This is a genomic window from Streptomyces bullii, from assembly GCF_042657145.1.
Taxonomy (GTDB): domain Bacteria; phylum Actinomycetota; class Actinomycetes; order Streptomycetales; family Streptomycetaceae; genus Streptomyces; species Streptomyces bullii.
Window position 1 is genome coordinate 411,117 of the sequence record NZ_JBHSNY010000002.1, and the last position, 17,316, is coordinate 428,432.

Here is a 17,316-nt window from a genome sequence, read left to right on the forward strand (position 1 = left end):
GGCTCTCCTACTGCATCGTCATTTCTCGGCTGCCTGCCTGCAGGCAGCATAGGCGCCTCAAGCGGCCCGTCCCGGTCGGGGCGACCCACGCTCCGAGCGAAATATTACTCGTCAGTACACCCCGTTCGTTCCCGCTAAGCAAGCGCTTTGAACTGTGACCTTCGCAACGCAGCGTAACCGGAACTCGACGGTCGCGCAGCAGGAGGTGCGGGCGGATCAGTCGCGCAGGCGGTTGAAGCGGCCCTGGTGGTACAGCAGCGGCCGTCCGGTGCCTGCGGGGTCGCCGAGGAGGACCTCGGCGAGCACGATGCGGTGGTCCCCGGCGGGCACGCGCGCCACCACCCGGCACACCAGCCAGGCGAGGACGTCGTCGAGCAGGGGCACGCCCGCGGGTCCGTCGCGCCAGGCGGTGGCCGGACCGAAGCGGTCGGCGCCGCTGCGCGCGAAGGTGGCGGCGAGCTCCTGCTGGTGCTCGCCAAGGATGTGCACCCCGACGTGCTCGGTGGTCGCTATCGCCGGCCAGCTGGAGCCGCCCGTGCCGATTCCGAAGGAGAGCATGGGGGGCTCGGCGGAGACCGAGGTGAGGGAGGTGGCGGTGAAGCCGACCGGGCCGCTCTCGCCGCGGGCGGTGATCACCGCGACGCCCGCCGCGTGCCGCCGGAAGACGGAGCGCAGCAGTTCGGGCGTGGCGAGCCCGGAGGTGGTCAGGTCGGTGGTGGCCGTCATGGAACTGTCCTTCTGCGGGGGATGACGATCGGGTGCGCGGCTGCTCACCAGCCCGGACAGCGCACGCGCGCGGTACGGACGGGGGCCACGGCCCGACGCGTGCCCCGCCCGGGCGGAAGGAGTTCCGAAGGCATGACGTCAGGCTGACGATAGGTGGTGGGCACAGTCAAGCCGATTCCGGCATGTGGGAGATGGCTCACGGCCGGCGTCGCCTCCGTCACACCGCCTCCCCGAGCGCGGCGATCACATCGGCCTTGCGCGGCTGGCCGGTGGCCCGCCGTACGACGCGGCCGTCGGCGTCGAGGACCAGCACGGTGGGTGTCCTGAGGATCTCCAGCCGCCGGACGAGGTCCAGATGGGCCTCGGCGTCGATCTCGACGTGCGTCACGCCGGGGACCATGCCGGCGACCTCGCCGAGAATCCGCCGGGTCGCCCGGCAGGGCGCGCAGAACGCGCTGGAGAACTGCACGAGGGTGGCGCGCTCGCCGAGGTCCGTGCCGAGTTCGGCCGCGTCGAGCCGCTTTCCGTCGTCCCGCCCGCGCACCCGTACTCTCCCGCTCCGCCGCTGTCGCAGCACTCCGTAGGCGCTCGCCGCCGCGAGCACCAGCACGCACACCACCAGTCCGGTCATCACCTGCTTCAACCATTCACGAGACCGCGAAGATTCCCGTCTCCCCGAACGCGCATCCCTGCGGAATCCTTGATCCATGGATATCGATGCGAGGGGGCCGCGTTTCGGGGCGGCCGTGACGACCGTCGTCCTGGCGGTGGTTCTGGTGACCTCCAGCGCGTGGCTGCTGGCGTGGCAGACCCTGGCGTTCGCGCTGGGCGCCGCGGGCGGGGTGGTGCGCTCGCCGTACGGCTGGCTGTTCCGGAAGGCCGTACGGCCCCGGCTCGGGCCGCCGACCGGGTTCGAGGCGCCAGAACCGCCGCGTTTCGCCCAAGCGGTGGGGCTCGTCTTCGTCGGCCTGGGGCTGGTCGGCTACACGCTGGGGCCCGAGTGGCTCGGTCTCGCCGCGACCGGTGCCGCGCTCGCGGCGGCCTTCCTGAACGCGGTGTTCGGGTACTGCCTGGGGTGCGAAATGTACCTGCTGGTACGGCGGATGACGGTGCGGGCGGAGTAACGGCGGGGCAAAAGCCCGAGGTGGCTCACAGGTTCGACGTGACGAGAATCTCGCCGCCCGCGGGCACCAGGACTGGCTACCAAGCCGTTCTTGGGGCACGATCTGCGACAAGCCGAAAACCTACGGCTGCGTAACTTGTCCGCTGGGAGTCCCCTTCCCAGGCGAAGCAGGAAGGGTCCACACCGCCCATGGCAGAACTCGTCTACCGTCCCGTCGTCGGTCTCGCCCGCACGCTGTTCAAGGTGTGGGACCTCAAGATCGACTGTCGGGGTACGGAGAACATCCCGCGCTCGGGCGGCGCCGTTCTGGTCAGCAACCACATCAGTTACCTGGACTTCGTCTTCAACGGCCTCGCGGCTCTGCCGCAAAAGCGTCTCGTTCGCTTCATGGCGAAGGAGTCCGTCTTCCGGCACCGCATCTCCGGTCCGCTGATGCGCGGGATGAGGCACATCCCCGTGGACCGCGAGCAGGGCGAGGCCGCCTACGCGCACGCCCTGGACTCGCTGCGGTCGGGCGAGATCGTCGGGGTCTTCCCGGAGGCGACGATCTCGCAGTCGTTCACGCTGAAGAGCTTCAAGTCCGGTGCCGCGCGCCTGGCCCAGGAGGCCGGCGTGCCGCTGATCCCGATGGCGGTGTGGGGCACGCAGCGACTGTGGACCAAGGGGCATCCGCGCAACTTCAAGCGCAGCCACATCCCCGTCACCATCCGGGTCGGCGAGGCGATCGAGGCCTCCCGCGACAAGTACGCCGGGGCGATCACCCGGCAGCTGCGCGAGCGCGTGCAGGAGCTGCTGGAGGCCGCGCAGCGGGCCTACCCGGTCCGGCCCAAGGGCCCGGACGACACGTGGTGGATGCCGGCCCACCTGGGCGGTACGGCTCCGACCCCGGAGGAAGTCCGCGCGGCCGAGGCACGCTGAGACGGGTTCGTCCCCGCGCCCGCCCTTCGGCCGGCTCGGCCCCGGTGTCCAACGGCCGGTGGTGCTCCGGTCACGACAGCTCTTGCCCGCCGACCAACGGCCGGTGGTGCTCCGGTCACGACAGCTCCAAGCCACCGGCCCACGGCCCCAGTTTCCCGTCCCACCGCACGCCGTCTCGGGCGGCGCGGACCTCCGCCGCCGCCCGGCCGCGGAGCGCCTGGCTCCGGAACGCTCTGGTCGCTCCGCGCTCAGGGCATCGGCACCGCCGTACCGCTCACCCTGACGCGGCGGTCCGTGGGGCGTAGCTCCACCGCGAGGGTCGAGGGGCGGCCCATGTCGTGGCCCTGGTGGAGGGTGAGGCGGGCGTCGGGGGTGACGGTGCCGAGTTCGCGCAGGTACGCGCCGAAGGCCGCTGCGGCCGCGCCGGTGGCGGGGTCCTCCACCACACCGCCCACCGGGAACGGGTCGCGTACGTGGAAGACCGTCTCGGACTCGCGCCACACCAGCTGAAGGGTCGTCAGGTCCAGGCGCTGCATCAGCCGCAGCAGCCGTTCGAAGTCGTAGTCGAGGGCGGCGAGACGGGCGCGGTCGGCGGCCGCGAGGACGAAATGGCGGGCGCCGGCGTAGGCGATCCGGGGCGGCAGGGCCGGGTCCAGTTCGGCCGGCTGCCAGTCGAGGGCGGCAAGCGCCTCGGTGACGTCGGCGTCCTCGGCCTCGGTGACGTGGGGCTCGACGCTGGTGAGCGTCGCCCGCAGGGCACCGGTGCCGTCCGCCGCGACCGACACCGGGACGGCCCCGGCCGGGGTGTGGAAGAGCAGGTCGCCCGGTCCGATCCGCTCCGCGAGGGCGACGGCGGTCGCGACGGTGGCGTGCCCGCAGAACGGCACCTCGGCCTTGGGGCTGAAGTAGCGGGCCGTGAACACCCGGCCGGGCTCACCGTCCAGGTGCTCCGGCGCGGCGGTGAGGAAGGCCGTCTCCGAGTAGCCGATCTCCGCGGCGAGGGCGAGCATCGTGTCGTCGTCGAGTCCGCTCGCGTCGAGCACGACTCCGGCCGGGTTGCCGCCGGCCGGGTCGAGGGCGAAGGCCGTGTAGCGCAGGACCCGGGCTGTCGTGTTGCTGATCGCCGTCATACGCGATGCAACGCGCCACGTGTGGTGGATGTTCCCGCTCAGGGCCTGGTGCCTTCAGTCGCGCGGCGGGACCGGCGAGTGCCCGGTGTCCGGGCTCCCGGGCTGAACTTCTCCAGGGGTTCGGCCAGTTCGGCAGCGGCCGACATCACGTCCGCCACCGGCATGGGCGCCACGCTCTCCAGCAGGAAGATGCCCGAGGTCGTCTGCTCGGTGAGCCGGGCGCGCGGGCCCTGGCGCCGGTTCCAGCGGCGGCAGGTCACGCCCGCGTCGTCGCGTCACACCACCACCCCGGCGTCGGGGTGCTCGACGACCTCCGCGCCGCCGGCGACGGTCACGAAGTCCTCCTGGCAAGTGGCCGCACAAGGCGCATCCCACCCTGTACGCGGTCGACGTCCTCGCCGCCGACGGGGATCAGGTGGGCGACGCTGACGGCGTTGTAGAGGTCGACGAGGAGGTCGGTGCGGGGCAGGCCCGCTTCCGACAGGGCGCGCTTCGCCCACGCATCGGCCGAGTCGCGGGTGCGGGACGGCTTGGAGCCGAACGCCGTGCAGACCTAGCGCCACGCGGCCATGTGCGGATCCTCGTGCGGGGCACGCCCGTCCAGGCGTACGGCGAGCCGGCGGGCGGCGTCGTCGAGAAGCACGGAACTGGCGCTGCTGCTGGCGCCGTTGACCAGGTCGTACGCCGCGACGGCCACGTGCGTGAAGCCGGGCGCGAGGCGCGCACCTCGTCGGGCACGGTCAGCGTAAGAGTCATGGGTGCGCGTTGCCTCTACAGCGCGGTCGGGAGCGTCCGCCACAGGGACGGCAGGTCGGGCGCGGCCTTGAGCACGTTCAGTACGGCCGGGTGCCCTGTTCGAGCACGTCGGAGGCGCGCCAGGTGACGCGCGGGTCACCGGAGTCCTGCGAGTGCGGGATGGTGTCGCGGACGAACTCGAAGGCCGCCTGTGCATACCCATACGAGTCCACGACCCCACGGGCGAGTCGCGCCGCCGTCTCCCGGACCAGGGGATAACCGTCGTCGATCGCCTGTCAGCGGTCAACTAGGCGGAAAAGTCAGAAGTTTGCTGGATCAGCCGCATGCCCGGAGAGCGTAGGGATACGACCGATCGAAGGTCAATGCATTTTCGATCGGCCGTATCTCTATGCAGTACCGTGGGGTGTGCGGCCCGGGTCAGCGGGCCATCTCCTCCTTGAGGGCCGCCACGAACGTGTCGACGTCCTCCTCGGTGGTGTCGTAGGAGCACATCCAGCGGACGTCGCCCGCGGTCTCGTCCCAGAAGTAGAAGCGGAACCGCTTCTGCAGGCGCACGGTCACGTCGTGCGGCAGGCGGGCGAAGACCGCGTTGGCCTGCACCGGGTGGAGGATCTCCACACCGTGCACGGCCCGTACGCCCTCGGCGAGGCGCTGGGCCATCTCGTTGGAGTGCCGGGCGTTGCGCAGCCACAGGTCCCGGGCGAACAGGGCCTCCAGCTGCACCGACACGAAGCGCATCTTGGAGGCGAGCTGCATGGACAGCTTGCGCAGGTGCTTCATGTGGCGGACGGCGTCCTGGTCGATGACCACGACCGCCTCGCCGAACAGGGCGCCGTTCTTCGTGCCGCCCAAGGAGAGGAGGTCGACGCCGGCCGCGTTGGTGAACGCCCGCATCGGCACGTTCAGGGAGGCGGCGGCGTTGGCCAGCCGGGAGCCGTCGAGGTGCACCTTCATGCCGCGCGCGTGGGCGTGCTCGCAGATGGCGCGTATCTCGTCCGGCGTGTAGACCGTGCCCAGCTCGGTGGCCTGGGCGATCGAGACGACCTGCGGCATCGCGCGGTGCTCGTCGTCCCAGCCGTACGCCTGCCGGTCGATCAGCTCGGGCGTGAGCTTGCCGTCGGGCGTCGGCACGGTGAGCAGCTTCAGTCCGCCGACCCGCTCCGGCGCCCCGCACTCGTCGACGTTGATGTGCGCGCTCTCGGCGCAGATCACCGCACCCCAGCGGTCGGTGACGGCCTGCAGCGCGACGACGTTGGCGCCGGTGCCGTTGAAGACCGGGAAGGCCTCGGCGGTGGCGCCGAAGTGGCTGCGCATGACCTGCTGGAGGTGCTCGGTGTACGCGTCCTCGCCGTACGCGACCTGGTGCCCGCCGTTGGACAGGGCCAAGGCGGCCAGCACCTCCGGGTGGGCCCCGGCGTAGTTGTCACTGGCGAAACCGCGCACCTGCGGGTCGTGGTGGCGACGCGCGTCGGTCTTCGGGGGGTTCACGGCTTCTCGGTCAGCCACAGACGGTTTCCGTTCACTTCCGCGGCGGGCTTCTCCCAGACTCCGGCGATGGCCTCGGCGAGGTCGCTGACGTCCGTGAAGCCCGCGAACTTCGCGTTGGGGCGCTCCGCGCGCATCGCGTCGTGCACCAACGCCTTCACCACCAGGATGACAGCCGCGGAGGTCGGCCCCTGCTCGCCCCCGGCCTTGCGGAAGTAGTCGGCCAGGGCCAGCGTCCACGCCTCGGCGGCGGCCTTGGCGGCGGCGTAGGAGGCGTTGCCCGCGGTGGGCTTGGTGGCGCCGGCGGCGCTGATCAGGACGTACCGGCCGCGCTCGCTGCGCTGCAGCGCCTCGTGGAAGGCGAGGGAGGTGTGCTGCACGGTGCGCACCAGCAGCATCTCCAGGAAGTCCCAGTCGTCCAGGCTGGTCCGGGTGAAGGTCTCGCTGCCGCGCCAGCCGCCGACCAGGTGCACGAGCCCGTCGATGCGGCCGAACTCCTTCTCGGTGCGCGCGGCCCAGTCACGGGTGGCCTGCAGGTCGAGCAGGTCGACCGTCTCGCCGGTGACGGTCGCTCCGCCGTGCCCGTAACGCGCGGCGTCCACGGCCTCGGCGAGCCGCTGCGGGTCGTTGTCCGCGCCGACGACGGTCGCTCCCGCCTCGGCGAGCCTGACCAGTGCCGCCCGGCCGGCGGGACCGCCCGCCCCGGCCACCGCGATCACCGCACCGCTGAGCGCCCCGTTCCCCGCCATGATCTTCGCCTCCTGAGCAGTGGTGTTGTCGCGGTCGCTCACGCGGCGACCCGCTCGGCGCCGTCCGCCGTGATGCCCTTGGTGGAGGCGATCACGTTCTTCAGCTTCTTGGACAGTGCCTCATAGAACATGCTCAGCGGAAACTCGTCCGGAAGCACGTCATCGACGAGTTTCCGCGGCGGCTGCGTCAGGTCGAGGGCGTCGGGCCCCTTGGCCCACCTGGAGCCCGGGTGCGGGGCGAGGTAGGTGGAGACCAGCTCGTACCCGGCGAACCAGTGGACGAGCTTGGGGCGGTCGATGCCGTCGCGGTACAGCTTCTCGATCTCGGCGCACAGCTCGTTGGTGACCTGCGGGGCGCGCTGCCAGTCGATGGACAGCTTGTTGTCGGTCCAGCGGACCACGTCGTGCTTGTGCAGGTAGGCGAAGAGCAGCTGGCCGCCGAGGCCGTCGTAGTTGCGCACGCGGTCGCCGGTGACCGGGAAGCGGAACATGCGGTCGAAGAGCACCGCGACCTGCACGTCACGGGCCTGCGGTACGCCGTCCTTCTCCAGTTTCACGGCCTCCTTGAAGGCGGTGAGGTCGCAGCGCAGCTCCTCCAGGCCGTACATCCAGAACGGCTGGCGCTGCTTGATCATGAACGGGTCGAACGGCAGGTCGCCGTGGCTGTGGGTGCGGTCGTGGACCATGTCCCACAGCACGAACGCCTCCTCGCAGCGCTTCTGGTCGTGGACCATCGCGGCGACGTCCTCGGGCAGCTCCAGGCCCAGGATGTCGACGGCGGCGGCGGTCACGCGGCGGAAGCGGGCGGCCTCGCGGTCACAGAAGATGCCGCCCCAGGTGAACCGCTCGGGTGCCTCGCGCACGGCGATCGTCTCGGGGAAGAGGACGGCGGAGTTGGTGTCGTACCCGGCCGTGAAGTCCTCGAACTTGATGCCGCAGAACAGCGGGTTGTCGTAGCGGGTGCGCTCCAGCTCGGCCAGCCAGTCCGGCCAGACCATGCGCAGCACGACCGCTTCGAGGTTGCGGTCGGGGTTGCCGTTCTGCGTGTACATCGGGAAGACGACCAGGTGCTGCAGCCCGTCCTCGCGGTTCCGGGCCGGCTGGAAGGCGAGCAGCGAGTCGAGGAAGTCGGGCACCTTGAAGCCGTCGTCGGCCCAGCGGCGCAGGTCCTTGACCAGGGCCTCGTGGTAGGCGCGGTCGTGCGGCAGCAGCGGGGAGAGCTCCTCGACCGCGTCGGCGACCTGGCGTACGGCCAGCTCGGCGTCGGCGGGGTCGGGGGCGTGCTCGGCGTCGAAGTCGATCGAGCCGTCCTTGGCCTGCCAGGGCCGGATCCGCTCCACGGCATCCTTGAGCACGGGCCACGCCGGGTGCTCCACCACCCGGGTCGCCGGAGAAACCCGCTCCTCCGTACCCACCTGCACAAGAATTTCCGTCATGTCCCATCCTCCACAGGAGAACCTCGCGTAAGGCGACCGTATACGCACGAGGTTTCTCTCAGCAAGAGGAGACTCCGGAAATCGTCCTGCACAGCCCCCGCCTTCACCGCATTTTTTCCTGTCGGTCACCAGGTTGGCCGTCACTGCGCCGAACGGGTCACGCCCTGCGCGTCGCCACCGGCGCAGGCGATACGGTCCAGGAGGGCCGCAGGGCCGCGGCCCGCTCACATCGCAGCCGTCGACGGAAGCGAGTCCCGTCTTGAACCTCCTCACCATCGGACACCGCGGAGTCATGGGTGTCGAACCCGAGAACACGCTCCGGTCCTTCGTCGCCGCCCAGGCGGCGGGCCTGGACGCCATCGAACTCGATCTGCACCTGAGCAAGGACGGCGCCCTCGTCGTCATGCACGACCTGGACGTGGACCGTACGACCGACGGCAGCGGACCGATCGCCGAGAAGACCCTCGAGGAACTGCGCGCCCTGGACGCGGGCGGCGGCGAGCGGGTCCCGGTCTTCGAGGAGGTGCTGGACGCCGTTCAGGCACCGCTGCAGGCCGAGATCAAGGACGTCGCCGCGGCGCGGGCCCTGGCCGAGGTCATGCGGGAGCGCGACCTGACCGGCCGGGTCGAGGTGTCCTCGTTCCACGACGAGGCCATCGCCGAGATCGCCCGGCTGGTGCCGGGCGTGCGCACCGCGCTCATCGCGAGCCGGTACGGCCTGGACATCGTGGACCGCGCCGTGGAGGCGGGCGCGGCGACCGTCTGTCTGAACATCCGCCGGCTCTCCCTGGAGGTCGTGGAACAGGCGCGCAGGGCGGACCTGCGGATCATCGGCTGGGTGGTGAACACGCAGGAGCACCTGGGGCTGGTCCGGGCCTTCGCCCTGGACGGCGCGACGACCGACTACCCGGAGATCAAGCGGGCGGCGGCCGCCACCGCGTGACGACGCCTGCCTAGGCCAGTTCCTTGACCAGCAGCTCGAACTCCAGGTCGTCGCGCCGTGGGACACCGAAGCGCTCGTCGCCGTACGGGAACGGGGTCGTCCTGCCCGTACGGCGGTAGCCGCGGCGCTCGTACCAGGCGATGAGGTCGTCGCGGACGGAGATCACGGTCATGTGCATCTCCGTCACGCCCCATGTCCGGCGGGCCTGCCGCTCCGCCTCCGCGAGCACGGCCCGGCCGAGGCCGCCGCCCTGGAGGCCGGGGCTGACCGCGAACATGCCGAAGTAGGCGTGGTCACCACGGTGTTCGAGCTGGCAGCAGGCGACGATCCGGCCCTCCAGCTCCATGGTCAGCAACCGGCTGTCGGGCGACTTGATGACCTCCAGCACGCCCTCGGGGTCGGTGCGCTGCCCTTCCAGGATGTCCGCCTCGGTGGTCCACCCGGCCCGGCTGGACTCCCCCCGGTAGGCCGACTGGATCAGCGTGACCAGTTCGTCCACGTCGGCGTCGGTGGCGTCGCGAAGGGTCGGTCCGGTGGCGGCGGTCTCCATGAGAGCAACTCCGAATGCTCGGGCGAGGCGGGCAGGGACGAGGGTAACCCCGCCGCTCGGCAGGGCCTAAGCTCCGGGTGCATGGTGCACGTACTCAGCAGCCGGATCCTGCTCCGCCCCACCGACCCCGAGCGCTCCCGCGCCTTCTACGGCGAGCAACTGGGCCTCGCCGTCTACCGGGAGTTCGGCACGGGTGCGCAGCGCGGCACCGTCTACTTCCTCGGCGGCGGATTCCTGGAGGTCTCGGGCCGCTCCGAGACGCCGCCGTCCCCGGCCGCACGGCTGTGGCTGCAGGTCGCCGACGTGTCGGCGGCGCACGAGGAGCTGCGGGCGAAGGGCGTGGAGATCGTACGTCCCCCGGTGCGGGAGCCGTGGGGGCTGGTCGAGATGTGGATCGCGGACCCGGACGGCACGCCGGTCGTGCTGGTGGAGGTGCCCGCGGACCATCCGCTGCGGTATCGGCCGGGGATCTAGCCCCTCCCGGTGCCTCACCCGGGCCGGTGCTCCCACCCCCGGTCCGTGCGGGTCAGTTCGCGGAAGCCCGCACCGGTGAGGTGGTCGAGCATCGTCCGGTCGGTCTCCGTCTCGTACGCGACCAGGCGGTCGACGTCGCACAGGCGGAGCCAGTCGGCGGCCCGGGCGAGGAGCCGGCGCTCCAGGCCGGTGCCGTGCTCCGCGGGGTCGACGTGGAGGTTGCCGATGTCGGCGAGGCCCGCTGCGCGCACATGGCGCTCGGGGCGTTCCAAAGACGTGCCGACCTCGATGAAGCCGAGGGCGTGGCCGTCGGCGTGCGCCGTGAAGCGGGTGCCGCACTCCCCCAGCGTGCGCTCGATCGTCAGGCCCGGTGGAAGCGGGTCGTCCGGCAGGTCGGCCACCCGGGCCAGCAGGATCACCTCCGTGTCGCCGACGTGCCGGAAGCCCGCGCGGGCGTAGGCGGCGCGGACGTGCGGCCAGTTGCGGGGCAGTCCGTAGATCACGGGTGCGGGAAGGTCGCCCGAGGCGTAGCGGGCACGGACGTTCCAGCGGGCGAGCCGGGTCAGGCAGGCGGACATCAGCAGGTCGGCGGCCTCCTCGGAATCCGGCCAGTGGGACGCCGGCGGCTGGAACACGAACCAGTCGATCTCGCCGACGCCCTGGTACGACGCGCCCACCTCGGCGTCGGCGCGGTAGCGCAGCAGATGCGCCCCGGCGACGACGGAGCCGCGCTGCTCGGCGACGAGCGTCGTCCGCTCGGCGACCCAGGGGTCCGTGACGGGCTCGCCGGGCTGACGCTCCAGGTCGCTCAGGACGGTGTTGACGGAGACGGAGACGCCGGGGACGACGGCGGCGACGTGCGCGTTGCCCAGGTCGGTGAGCTGGTCGCGGTCGGCGCGGCGGAAGGGACGCACCTCCAGTGCGGGCATGGGTGTACCTCCGGGCACGGGGAAGGAGCTGGAGGCCGCCACGCGGTGCGGTACGGGGCGAGGGTACGTCGGGGCCGGTGCCGCGCACCAGTGGGTTTCACCGGACACCAGTGGGTTCCACGGGGCACCAGTGGGTTCCACGGGGCACCACCCGCTCCGGGCGGACACCAGTGGGTTCCACCGGATGCCGGGGTCCGGGCCGCGGCCTAGCGTGCTGGAGGGGACACGTCCACGGGGGCTGTCGTCGGAGGGAACGCCATGAAGCTCGACGCGCCGGTGACCGGCGGGCCCTGCTGGACCGAGCTGAGCACCAGCGACCTGGAGGCGGCCAAACGGTTCTACACCCGACTGTTCGGCTGGCGCCCCGAGACGGATCCGCGTCAGGAGGCGGGCGGCTACACGGTCGCGCATCTCGGGGACGCGGCGGTCGCCGCGCTCACACCGCTGTACCAGGAGTCCCAGCCGGTCGCGTGGAACCTGTCGTTCGCGGTGACCGACGCGGACGCCGCCGTGCGGGAGGTGACGGCGGCGGGCGGAACGGTGCTGCTCGGCCCGATGGACGTGTTCGACGTGGGCCGCTTCGCGGTGGCCGTCGATCCCGCCGGCGCCGCCTTCCAGCTGTGGCAGGCGGGCACCTTCCCCGGCGCCGGGCTCTTCAACGCGCCCGGCACCCTGGGCTGGGTGGAACTGCTGACCCGCGCCCCCGAACTGGCCGTGGACTTCTACACCACCGTGTTCGGCTGGGGCGTCGAGGCGGAGCGGCACTACACGCAGTGGAGCGTCGGCGGTGCCGACTTCGGCGGCATGGTGACGATGGACGACAAGTTCCCGCACGAGGTGCCCGCGCACTGGCTGCCGTACTTCGCGGTGGAGGACGTGGACGACGCCGCGGCCGTCGCGACGCGGGTGGGCGGCACCGTGCTGATGATGCCGACGTCCGTGCCGGACGGACCGCGGATCGCGGTGCTGCGGGATCCGCAGAGGGCCATGTTCGGGGTGTACCGGGCGGCGGACGACAGGTGACGGCGGCTTGCCCTGGAGTGCGCTCCACCGCCTAGCGTCGGACCCACGACCTGCTCGGAGGGGAAGACACGGTGCGTTACACACTGTTCGGCAAGACCGGTCTGCGCGTGAGCGAACTGAGCCTGGGCGCGATGACCATGGGCGGTGACCCGGGGTGGGGCGCCGACAGGGAGACCAGCGCGAAGATCCTCGGCGCCTACGCGGACGCGGGCGGCAACTTCGTCGACACCGCCAACATCTACACCGGCGGCGAGTCGGAGGAGATCCTCGGCGACCTGCTCGACGGGCGGCGCGACGAGTTCGTCCTCGCCAGCAAGTACACGTGCGGCATCCGCGAGGGCGACGTCAACGCCGCGGGCAACCACCGCAAGAACCTGCTCCAGTCGGTGGAGGCGAGCCTGCACCGGCTGCGCACCGACCGGCTGGACGTGCTGTGGGTGCACGCCCGGGACAACTTCACCCCGGTCGAGGAGGTCATGCGCGCCCTGGACGACCTGGTGCGCACCGGGAAGGTGCTGTACGTCGGTGTCTCGGACTGGCCGGCCTGGGAGATCGCACAGGCCAACACCCTGGCCGAGCTCAGGGGCTGGACGGCGTTCGCCGGGTCGCAGCTGCGCTACAACCTGCTGGAGCGCACACCGGAGCGTGAACTGCTGCCGCAGGCACGGGCGTTCGACCTGGCCGTGCTGGCGTGGGCGCCGCTCGCGGCCGGGAAGCTGACGGGGAAGTACCGGCGCGGCGAGTCCGGGCGGCTCGGCTCCGGCGAGGGGGACCAGCGCGAGGACCCGCGCGAGGAGGCGGTCGTCACCGCCGTCCTGGAGATCGCCGAGCAGGGCGGCTGGAGCCCGGCGCAGGTGGCGCTGGCCTGGCTGCTGTCCCGGCCCGGCAACGTCGTCCCGATCGTCGCGGCCACCAGGGAGAGCCAGCTCGCCGACAACCTCGGTGCCGTCGACGTCCGGCTGGACGCCGACGCCCTCGCCCGGCTCGACGAGGTGAGCGCGGCACCGCAGGGCTTCCCGCACGACTTCCTGCGGGACCCGGCCGTCACACGGACCGTCTACGGCGACCGCTGGCAGGACATCGACGACCGCCGCTCCACGTACCGCCGCACGGCGCACGACGTGCTGTGAACCGAACTTCCCGGCCCGAGCGGGCCTGGCGTTCCCGCGCCCCCACCCACCTTGTCCCCGCTCCCCGTGTCCGTCGCGACCGCCTCCGCCGCGCCCGCCTTGCCCGCTGAGCCCGCCCTGCCCACCGCGCCCACCGCGCCTGCCCCGTCGTCGCCGCTCGCCGGCCGCCCATCGGTCGCCGTCTTGGCCGTGCGTCCTCCGTTCTCGTCTCCGCTTCCGCGCCCCGGTCACGGAGCGGTCCCTGGCCTCGTACCGCCGCGGCGAGCGCACGGTGTCCGGCCTGCTCGGCGGGCACGACCCGCTCCTCGGCTGGGCGCGTTGCTGTAGGAGACCGCCCGACCCGCAGAAGGCCGGACGGCGGGAAGCGCCGGGCGGCGGGGCGGTGGCGGGGGGCGCACTGCTCACGGGACAGAACATCAGCAGGTGTCCTGCTCGTGAATCGTATGCGCTGACCTGCGGGCTCCGCCGAACGCTCCCCTGCACTCCCTTGCGCTCGCGTGCGCGCCGCCGGGCCCGGGCATCCCTTGACCGACCGTGGAGCGGGTCGAGCGGGGGGGGTGCGTGTGCACGGACCGGCATCGTCCGGCTGGCTGCTGGTCGCGCTGTGCGCGGCGACCGGCGCCTACTGCCTGCTGCGGATGCGCAGCACCGTGGAGGAGCAGCGCAGCGCCGCGGGCGACGAGGCGCTCATGGCGTTCGGCATGGCTCTCATGGCCGTGCCGGCGGCGGTGTTCAGCCCACCGACGTGGGTCTGGCCCGCCTACGCCGCGGTGTTCGGCGCGGCGGCGGTGCGCGCGCTGTGGGTGGCGCGGACGGGTGCCCACCACCTGCACCATCTCGTCGGGGCCACGGCGATGGTCTACATGGCACTGGTCATGGACGGCTCCGCCGGGCACGGTCACGGACACGGGACCGGCGGCTCCGGGGTCCCCTTGCTGACCGGGGCGCTGCTGCTGTACTTCGCCGGATACGTGCTGCTGACCGGCGTGCGGCTGGTACCCGTCACCGCCGTCGCCCGGTCCGGCGGCGGGGCCGCCGGGTGGGCCGACCGGCCCGAGGTGGCGCGGGCCTGCCGACTGTCCATGGGGATCGCGATGCTGGCGATGCTGTTGACCGTGTGAGTCAACACCGTACGAGCCGTAAGTCAGCTCCGTGCGGCCGTGAGCCAGGACCGACCGGGCTGTGAGCCAGGTCCGCACGGGCCCGTTGCCTGCGTCACTTTGCACGGGTCGGCCGTACCCCTGAGCGGCACCCCGCTCATAGGCTGCACGCATGATGCTCCCCGCGGCGCTGCTGCTGCTCGGCGCCCTGACCGCCGTCGCCGCTCCCCGGCTGCTCGCCCGGGCCGACTGGGCGGACCGTGAGCCGGTGGTGGCGCTGTGGGTGTGGCAGTGCGTGATCGCGGCCGTGCTGCTGTGCTGCGCGCTGTCGATGACCCTCAGCGCGGCGGCCGCCTGGCAGGCGGTGGGCGGCCGGGTGTTCGCGTCGGCGCCGAGCCCGGTGGTGGATGCCTACGCGCTCGGTACGGCGGGTCCCTGGGCGGCGGCCACGGCGGTCGCGCTGGCGTGCGGCGGGCTGTGGAGCGGGGCGATGCTGGTCCGTGAGGTCGTACGGGCACGCGCCCGGCGGCGCCGCCACCGGGCCGACATCCTGGTACGGGCCCCGCTGCTGCCGGGCGAGGAGCCCACGAACCGGCTCGTCGTGCTGGAGGGCGAGCGACCCGACGCCTGGTGGCTGCCCGGCGCTCCGTCCCAACTGGTCGTCAGTACGGCCGCGTTGCGCCGGCTGAAGGGCCGGCAACTGGACGCCGTGCTCGCCCATGAGCAGGGGCACGCGCAGGCGCGGCACGAGTGGCTGCTGCACTGCTCGGCCGCGCTGGCGAGCGGTTTTCCTCAGGTGCCGGTGTTCGCGGCGTTCCGCGACGAGATGCACCGGCTGGTCGAGCTCGCCGCCGACGACATGGCCTCCCGCCGCTTCGGCCGCCTGACCACCGCGCTGGCGCTGGTGGAACTCAACGAGCACCGGGGGGTCTTCGGCCCCTGCCCGACACCGCAGGCCCATGTGCGGCAGCGGGTGCACCGGCTGCTCACTCCCCCGGACCGGCTGCCCGCCCTGCGTCGGCTGCGGCTGACGGCGGCGGCCGCGCTGGTGCCGGTGATCCCGGTCCTGGTGGCGTTCGTCCCGGGACTGAGGGCACTCGGGTAGTGGCGGTGGCGAACCGGGGCCGCCGCATCCGCGCCCGCGCCCGCGCCCGCGCCCGCAACGGAAACGACCCAGAACCGGCCCGGGTTGGATCCTCACCCTCCATGTGAGCGAGGATCGCATCATGCACACCCCCACGGTCGAGTCCCCGCCCCGCCCGCCGGCCCACCGCACGGCCGCCCGGTTCGCCGGGGTCCTGGCGCTGTCCTCCGTGCTGCTGCTGGTGCTCGTGACCGCCCAGTGGCGCCCATTGATCACGATGGACGGCGATGTCTCCCGCACCACGCACCGGTGGGCGGTCGACGAACCCGGCGTGACGCACGTGTGCCGCATCCTGACGGACTGGGTGTGGGACCCCTGGACGATGCGCCTGCTGTGCGGGGCGGTGGCCCTGTGGCTGGCGTGGCGGTGCGCGGCCCGCTGGACGGCTCTGTGGCTGGTGGTGACCTGCGCGCTGGGCACGCTGCTGCAGCAGTCGCTGAAAGTGGTGGTGGGCCGCTCCCGCCCGGTCTTCCCCGACCCCGTCGACTCCGCCCACTACGCGGCCTTCCCGTCCGGGCACGCCATGACCGCCATGGTCGTCTGCGGCCTGCTGCTGTGGCTCCTGCACCGCCGGGGCGTCGGACGCGCCCTGTGGAACACGGCCCTGGTGGTGGCGGTGATCTCGGTGGCCGGCGTCGGCCTGACCCGTGTGTGGCTGGGCGTCCACTGGCCCACGGACGTGCTCGGCGGCTGGCTCCTGGGCGCCCTGGTGGTGGTCCTGGCCGTCCGGGTCCACCAGCTGCGACGGCCCTGAGCGTGCGGGAACGGGCCTGACCGGCCTTTCGGCTCACCCGAGTTGGGCCCCCTGGGAGGGACACGGCCTTCTAGGATCTCCGCATGACCGCCGTGCTGTTCGACTTCTCCGGGACGCTCTTCCACATCGAGTCCGCCGAGTCCTGGCTGCGGGGGGCGCTGGCCGAGGCCGGCGTGGACCTTCCCGAGGCGGGGGTGACGGCGGTCGCCGAGGCGCTGACGAGGGCCGGGGCCCTGCCGGGCGGCGCCCAGCCCGTCCAGCTGCCGGGGGACCTCGCCGAGCTGTGGCTCGTCCGGGACCGCAGCGCCGAACTGCACCGTGCCGCCTACACCGGCGCCGCCCGCCGCGTCCCGCTGCCCGACCCCGCGTTGTACGACGCGCTGTACGACCGTCACATGACTCCGGCCGCATGGGCTCCGTACCCGGACGCCGCCGAGGTGCTCCGCACGCTGCGGGAGCGGGGCGTGCGCGTCGGTGTGGTCAGCAACATCGGCTGGGACCTGCGGCCGGTCTTCCGTGAGCACGGCCTGGACCCGTACGTCGACACCTACGTCCTGTCGTACGAGCACGGTGTGCAGAAGCCCGACCCGCGGCTGTTCGCGACCGCCTGCGCGGCGCTGGACGCGGATCCGCGCGGGACGCTGATGGTCGGAGACGACCGGCGCGCCGACGGCGGGGCGGCCGCCTTGGGCTGCGCCGTGCACTTCGTGGACCATCTGCCGGTGGCCCACCGGCCGGACGGGCTGCGGCCCGTACTGGACCTGGTCGGCTGAGCCCGCCGACGGCACCACGGCCGGGCGGCATGAAGTAGCCCGAGGACACCACTGGTCAAAGTCCGCCTCGGACGATCCCCCGCGTCGCCCGAGGCGGACTGCACCCGGAGCAGGCCACGCGAGCCCGACCGGAGTCATGAGTATAGTTGGCTGGCAGCCAGCCAACGCAGGAG

Annotated in this window: 18 protein-coding genes and 2 pseudogenes; 10 read left to right on the forward strand and 10 right to left on the reverse strand. The window is 72.4% G+C overall.

Translation table 11 applies throughout. From position 1 onward, the window contains the following. Window positions 1–216: 216 nt before the first annotated feature. Window positions 217–726 carry a flavin reductase family protein gene (locus ACFPZJ_RS05975; protein ID WP_381018222.1) on the reverse strand — a complete coding sequence of 170 codons (510 nt, stop codon included), beginning with the start codon at window positions 724–726 and terminating at the stop codon, window positions 217–219. A 217-nt stretch (window positions 727–943) separates the two neighbouring features. Continuing rightward, entirely contained in the window at window positions 944–1,357 is a 414-nt protein-coding gene (locus tag ACFPZJ_RS05980) for a TlpA family protein disulfide reductase (RefSeq protein WP_381018985.1), read from the reverse strand. 76 nt (window positions 1,358–1,433) lie between these two features. Between ACFPZJ_RS05980 and ACFPZJ_RS05985 the strand changes: the two genes are divergently transcribed. Beyond that, a complete protein-coding gene (locus ACFPZJ_RS05985; RefSeq protein ID WP_381018225.1) occupies window positions 1,434–1,850 on the forward strand; it encodes a DUF4395 domain-containing protein in 417 nt (138 codons plus the stop codon). 188 nt (window positions 1,851–2,038) lie between these two features. Continuing rightward, a complete protein-coding gene (locus ACFPZJ_RS05990; protein ID WP_381018227.1) occupies window positions 2,039–2,767 on the forward strand; it encodes a lysophospholipid acyltransferase family protein in 729 nt (242 codons plus the stop codon). Between the two features lie 248 nt (window positions 2,768–3,015). Here ACFPZJ_RS05990 and ACFPZJ_RS05995 read toward each other — a convergent pair whose 3' ends face one another. The 6 genes and pseudogenes from ACFPZJ_RS05995 to ACFPZJ_RS06020 form a co-directional block, all read right to left on the reverse strand. After that, window positions 3,016–3,897: a PhzF family phenazine biosynthesis isomerase gene (locus tag ACFPZJ_RS05995; protein WP_381018230.1), complete on the reverse strand. Its 882-nt coding sequence runs from the start codon at window positions 3,895–3,897 to the stop codon at window positions 3,016–3,018. Between the two features lie 38 nt (window positions 3,898–3,935). Beyond that, window positions 3,936–4,653 (reverse strand): annotated as a pseudogene (locus ACFPZJ_RS06000) (B3/B4 domain-containing protein). Between the two features lie 89 nt (window positions 4,654–4,742). Further along, window positions 4,743–4,939: pseudogene (locus ACFPZJ_RS06005) on the reverse strand (transglutaminase); the annotation flags it as partial. A gap of 131 nt (window positions 4,940–5,070) precedes the next feature. Then, a complete protein-coding gene (locus tag ACFPZJ_RS06010) occupies window positions 5,071–6,141 on the reverse strand; it encodes a threonine aldolase family protein (RefSeq protein ID WP_381018233.1) in 1,071 nt (356 codons plus the stop codon). After that, window positions 6,138–6,887 carry an SDR family NAD(P)-dependent oxidoreductase gene (locus ACFPZJ_RS06015; protein WP_381018987.1) on the reverse strand — a complete coding sequence of 250 codons (750 nt, stop codon included), beginning with the start codon at window positions 6,885–6,887 and terminating at the stop codon, window positions 6,138–6,140. The genes ACFPZJ_RS06010 and ACFPZJ_RS06015 overlap by 4 nt, the downstream gene beginning before the upstream one ends. A gap of 38 nt (window positions 6,888–6,925) precedes the next feature. Beyond that, window positions 6,926–8,323: a DUF6421 family protein gene (locus ACFPZJ_RS06020; RefSeq protein ID WP_381018236.1), complete on the reverse strand. Its 1,398-nt coding sequence runs from the start codon at window positions 8,321–8,323 to the stop codon at window positions 6,926–6,928. Window positions 8,324–8,582: 259 nt separating this feature from the next. Between ACFPZJ_RS06020 and ACFPZJ_RS06025 the strand changes: the two genes are divergently transcribed. Next, the gene (locus tag ACFPZJ_RS06025) at window positions 8,583–9,266 is read left to right on the forward strand and encodes a glycerophosphodiester phosphodiesterase (RefSeq protein WP_381018238.1); all 684 of its coding nucleotides are present in this window, start codon (window positions 8,583–8,585) and stop codon (window positions 9,264–9,266) included. Between the two features lie 10 nt (window positions 9,267–9,276). On the opposite strand, the gene ACFPZJ_RS06030 is transcribed toward ACFPZJ_RS06025, so the two are convergent. After that, window positions 9,277–9,816 carry a GNAT family N-acetyltransferase gene (locus ACFPZJ_RS06030; RefSeq protein ID WP_381018241.1) on the reverse strand — a complete coding sequence of 180 codons (540 nt, stop codon included), beginning with the start codon at window positions 9,814–9,816 and terminating at the stop codon, window positions 9,277–9,279. A gap of 81 nt (window positions 9,817–9,897) precedes the next feature. Between ACFPZJ_RS06030 and ACFPZJ_RS06035 the strand changes: the two genes are divergently transcribed. Then, on the forward strand, window positions 9,898–10,290 hold the full coding sequence (locus tag ACFPZJ_RS06035; protein WP_381018244.1) for a VOC family protein: 393 nt from the start codon (window positions 9,898–9,900) through the stop codon (window positions 10,288–10,290). Window positions 10,291–10,304: 14 nt separating this feature from the next. On the opposite strand, the gene ACFPZJ_RS06040 is transcribed toward ACFPZJ_RS06035, so the two are convergent. Then, entirely contained in the window at window positions 10,305–11,219 is a 915-nt protein-coding gene (locus ACFPZJ_RS06040; protein WP_381018246.1) for a GNAT family N-acetyltransferase, read from the reverse strand. 258 nt (window positions 11,220–11,477) lie between these two features. On the opposite strand from ACFPZJ_RS06040, the gene ACFPZJ_RS06045 reads away from it, so the two are divergent. The 6 genes from ACFPZJ_RS06045 (at window position 11,478) to ACFPZJ_RS06070 (ending at window position 17,143) form a co-directional block, all read left to right on the forward strand. Further along, window positions 11,478–12,242 carry a VOC family protein gene (locus ACFPZJ_RS06045; RefSeq protein ID WP_381018249.1) on the forward strand — a complete coding sequence of 255 codons (765 nt, stop codon included), beginning with the start codon at window positions 11,478–11,480 and terminating at the stop codon, window positions 12,240–12,242. 71 nt (window positions 12,243–12,313) lie between these two features. Next, window positions 12,314–13,372: an aldo/keto reductase gene (locus tag ACFPZJ_RS06050; RefSeq protein ID WP_381018252.1), complete on the forward strand. Its 1,059-nt coding sequence runs from the start codon at window positions 12,314–12,316 to the stop codon at window positions 13,370–13,372. Between the two features lie 563 nt (window positions 13,373–13,935). Further along, a complete protein-coding gene (locus tag ACFPZJ_RS06055; RefSeq protein ID WP_381018254.1) occupies window positions 13,936–14,493 on the forward strand; it encodes a DUF5134 domain-containing protein in 558 nt (185 codons plus the stop codon). Window positions 14,494–14,644: 151 nt separating this feature from the next. Then, on the forward strand, window positions 14,645–15,577 hold the full coding sequence (locus tag ACFPZJ_RS06060; protein ID WP_381018256.1) for a M56 family metallopeptidase: 933 nt from the start codon (window positions 14,645–14,647) through the stop codon (window positions 15,575–15,577). Window positions 15,578–15,698: 121 nt separating this feature from the next. Beyond that, window positions 15,699–16,370 carry a phosphatase PAP2 family protein gene (locus ACFPZJ_RS06065; RefSeq protein WP_381018259.1) on the forward strand — a complete coding sequence of 224 codons (672 nt, stop codon included), beginning with the start codon at window positions 15,699–15,701 and terminating at the stop codon, window positions 16,368–16,370. Window positions 16,371–16,453: 83 nt separating this feature from the next. After that, complete coding sequence (locus ACFPZJ_RS06070) at window positions 16,454–17,143, forward strand: HAD family hydrolase (protein WP_381018262.1); 690 nt, start codon at window positions 16,454–16,456, stop codon at window positions 17,141–17,143. Window positions 17,144–17,316 lie beyond the last annotated feature (173 nt).

Bases quoted from the DNA above. Each gene is read 5' to 3' on its own strand.
- ACFPZJ_RS05975 (WP_381018222.1), bottom strand. From the start codon at position 726: ATGACGGCCACCACCGACCTGACCACCTCCGGGCTCGCCACGCCCGAA.
- ACFPZJ_RS05980 (WP_381018985.1), bottom strand. From the start codon at position 1,357: ATGACCGGACTGGTGGTGTGCGTGCTGGTGCTCGCGGCGGCGAGCGCC.
- ACFPZJ_RS05985 (WP_381018225.1), top strand. From the start codon at position 1,434: ATGGATATCGATGCGAGGGGGCCGCGTTTCGGGGCGGCCGTGACGACC.
- ACFPZJ_RS05990 (WP_381018227.1), top strand. From the start codon at position 2,039: ATGGCAGAACTCGTCTACCGTCCCGTCGTCGGTCTCGCCCGCACGCTG.
- ACFPZJ_RS05995 (WP_381018230.1), bottom strand. From the start codon at position 3,897: ATGACGGCGATCAGCAACACGACAGCCCGGGTCCTGCGCTACACGGCC.
- ACFPZJ_RS06015 (WP_381018987.1), bottom strand. From the start codon at position 6,887: ATGGCGGGGAACGGGGCGCTCAGCGGTGCGGTGATCGCGGTGGCCGGG.
- ACFPZJ_RS06020 (WP_381018236.1), bottom strand. From the start codon at position 8,323: ATGACGGAAATTCTTGTGCAGGTGGGTACGGAGGAGCGGGTTTCTCCG.
- ACFPZJ_RS06030 (WP_381018241.1), bottom strand. From the start codon at position 9,816: ATGGAGACCGCCGCCACCGGACCGACCCTTCGCGACGCCACCGACGCC.
- ACFPZJ_RS06035 (WP_381018244.1), top strand. From the start codon at position 9,898: ATGGTGCACGTACTCAGCAGCCGGATCCTGCTCCGCCCCACCGACCCC.
- ACFPZJ_RS06040 (WP_381018246.1), bottom strand. From the start codon at position 11,219: ATGCCCGCACTGGAGGTGCGTCCCTTCCGCCGCGCCGACCGCGACCAG.
- ACFPZJ_RS06045 (WP_381018249.1), top strand. From the start codon at position 11,478: ATGAAGCTCGACGCGCCGGTGACCGGCGGGCCCTGCTGGACCGAGCTG.
- ACFPZJ_RS06060 (WP_381018256.1), top strand. From the start codon at position 14,645: ATGATGCTCCCCGCGGCGCTGCTGCTGCTCGGCGCCCTGACCGCCGTC.
- ACFPZJ_RS06065 (WP_381018259.1), top strand. From the start codon at position 15,699: ATGCACACCCCCACGGTCGAGTCCCCGCCCCGCCCGCCGGCCCACCGC.
- ACFPZJ_RS06070 (WP_381018262.1), top strand. From the start codon at position 16,454: ATGACCGCCGTGCTGTTCGACTTCTCCGGGACGCTCTTCCACATCGAG.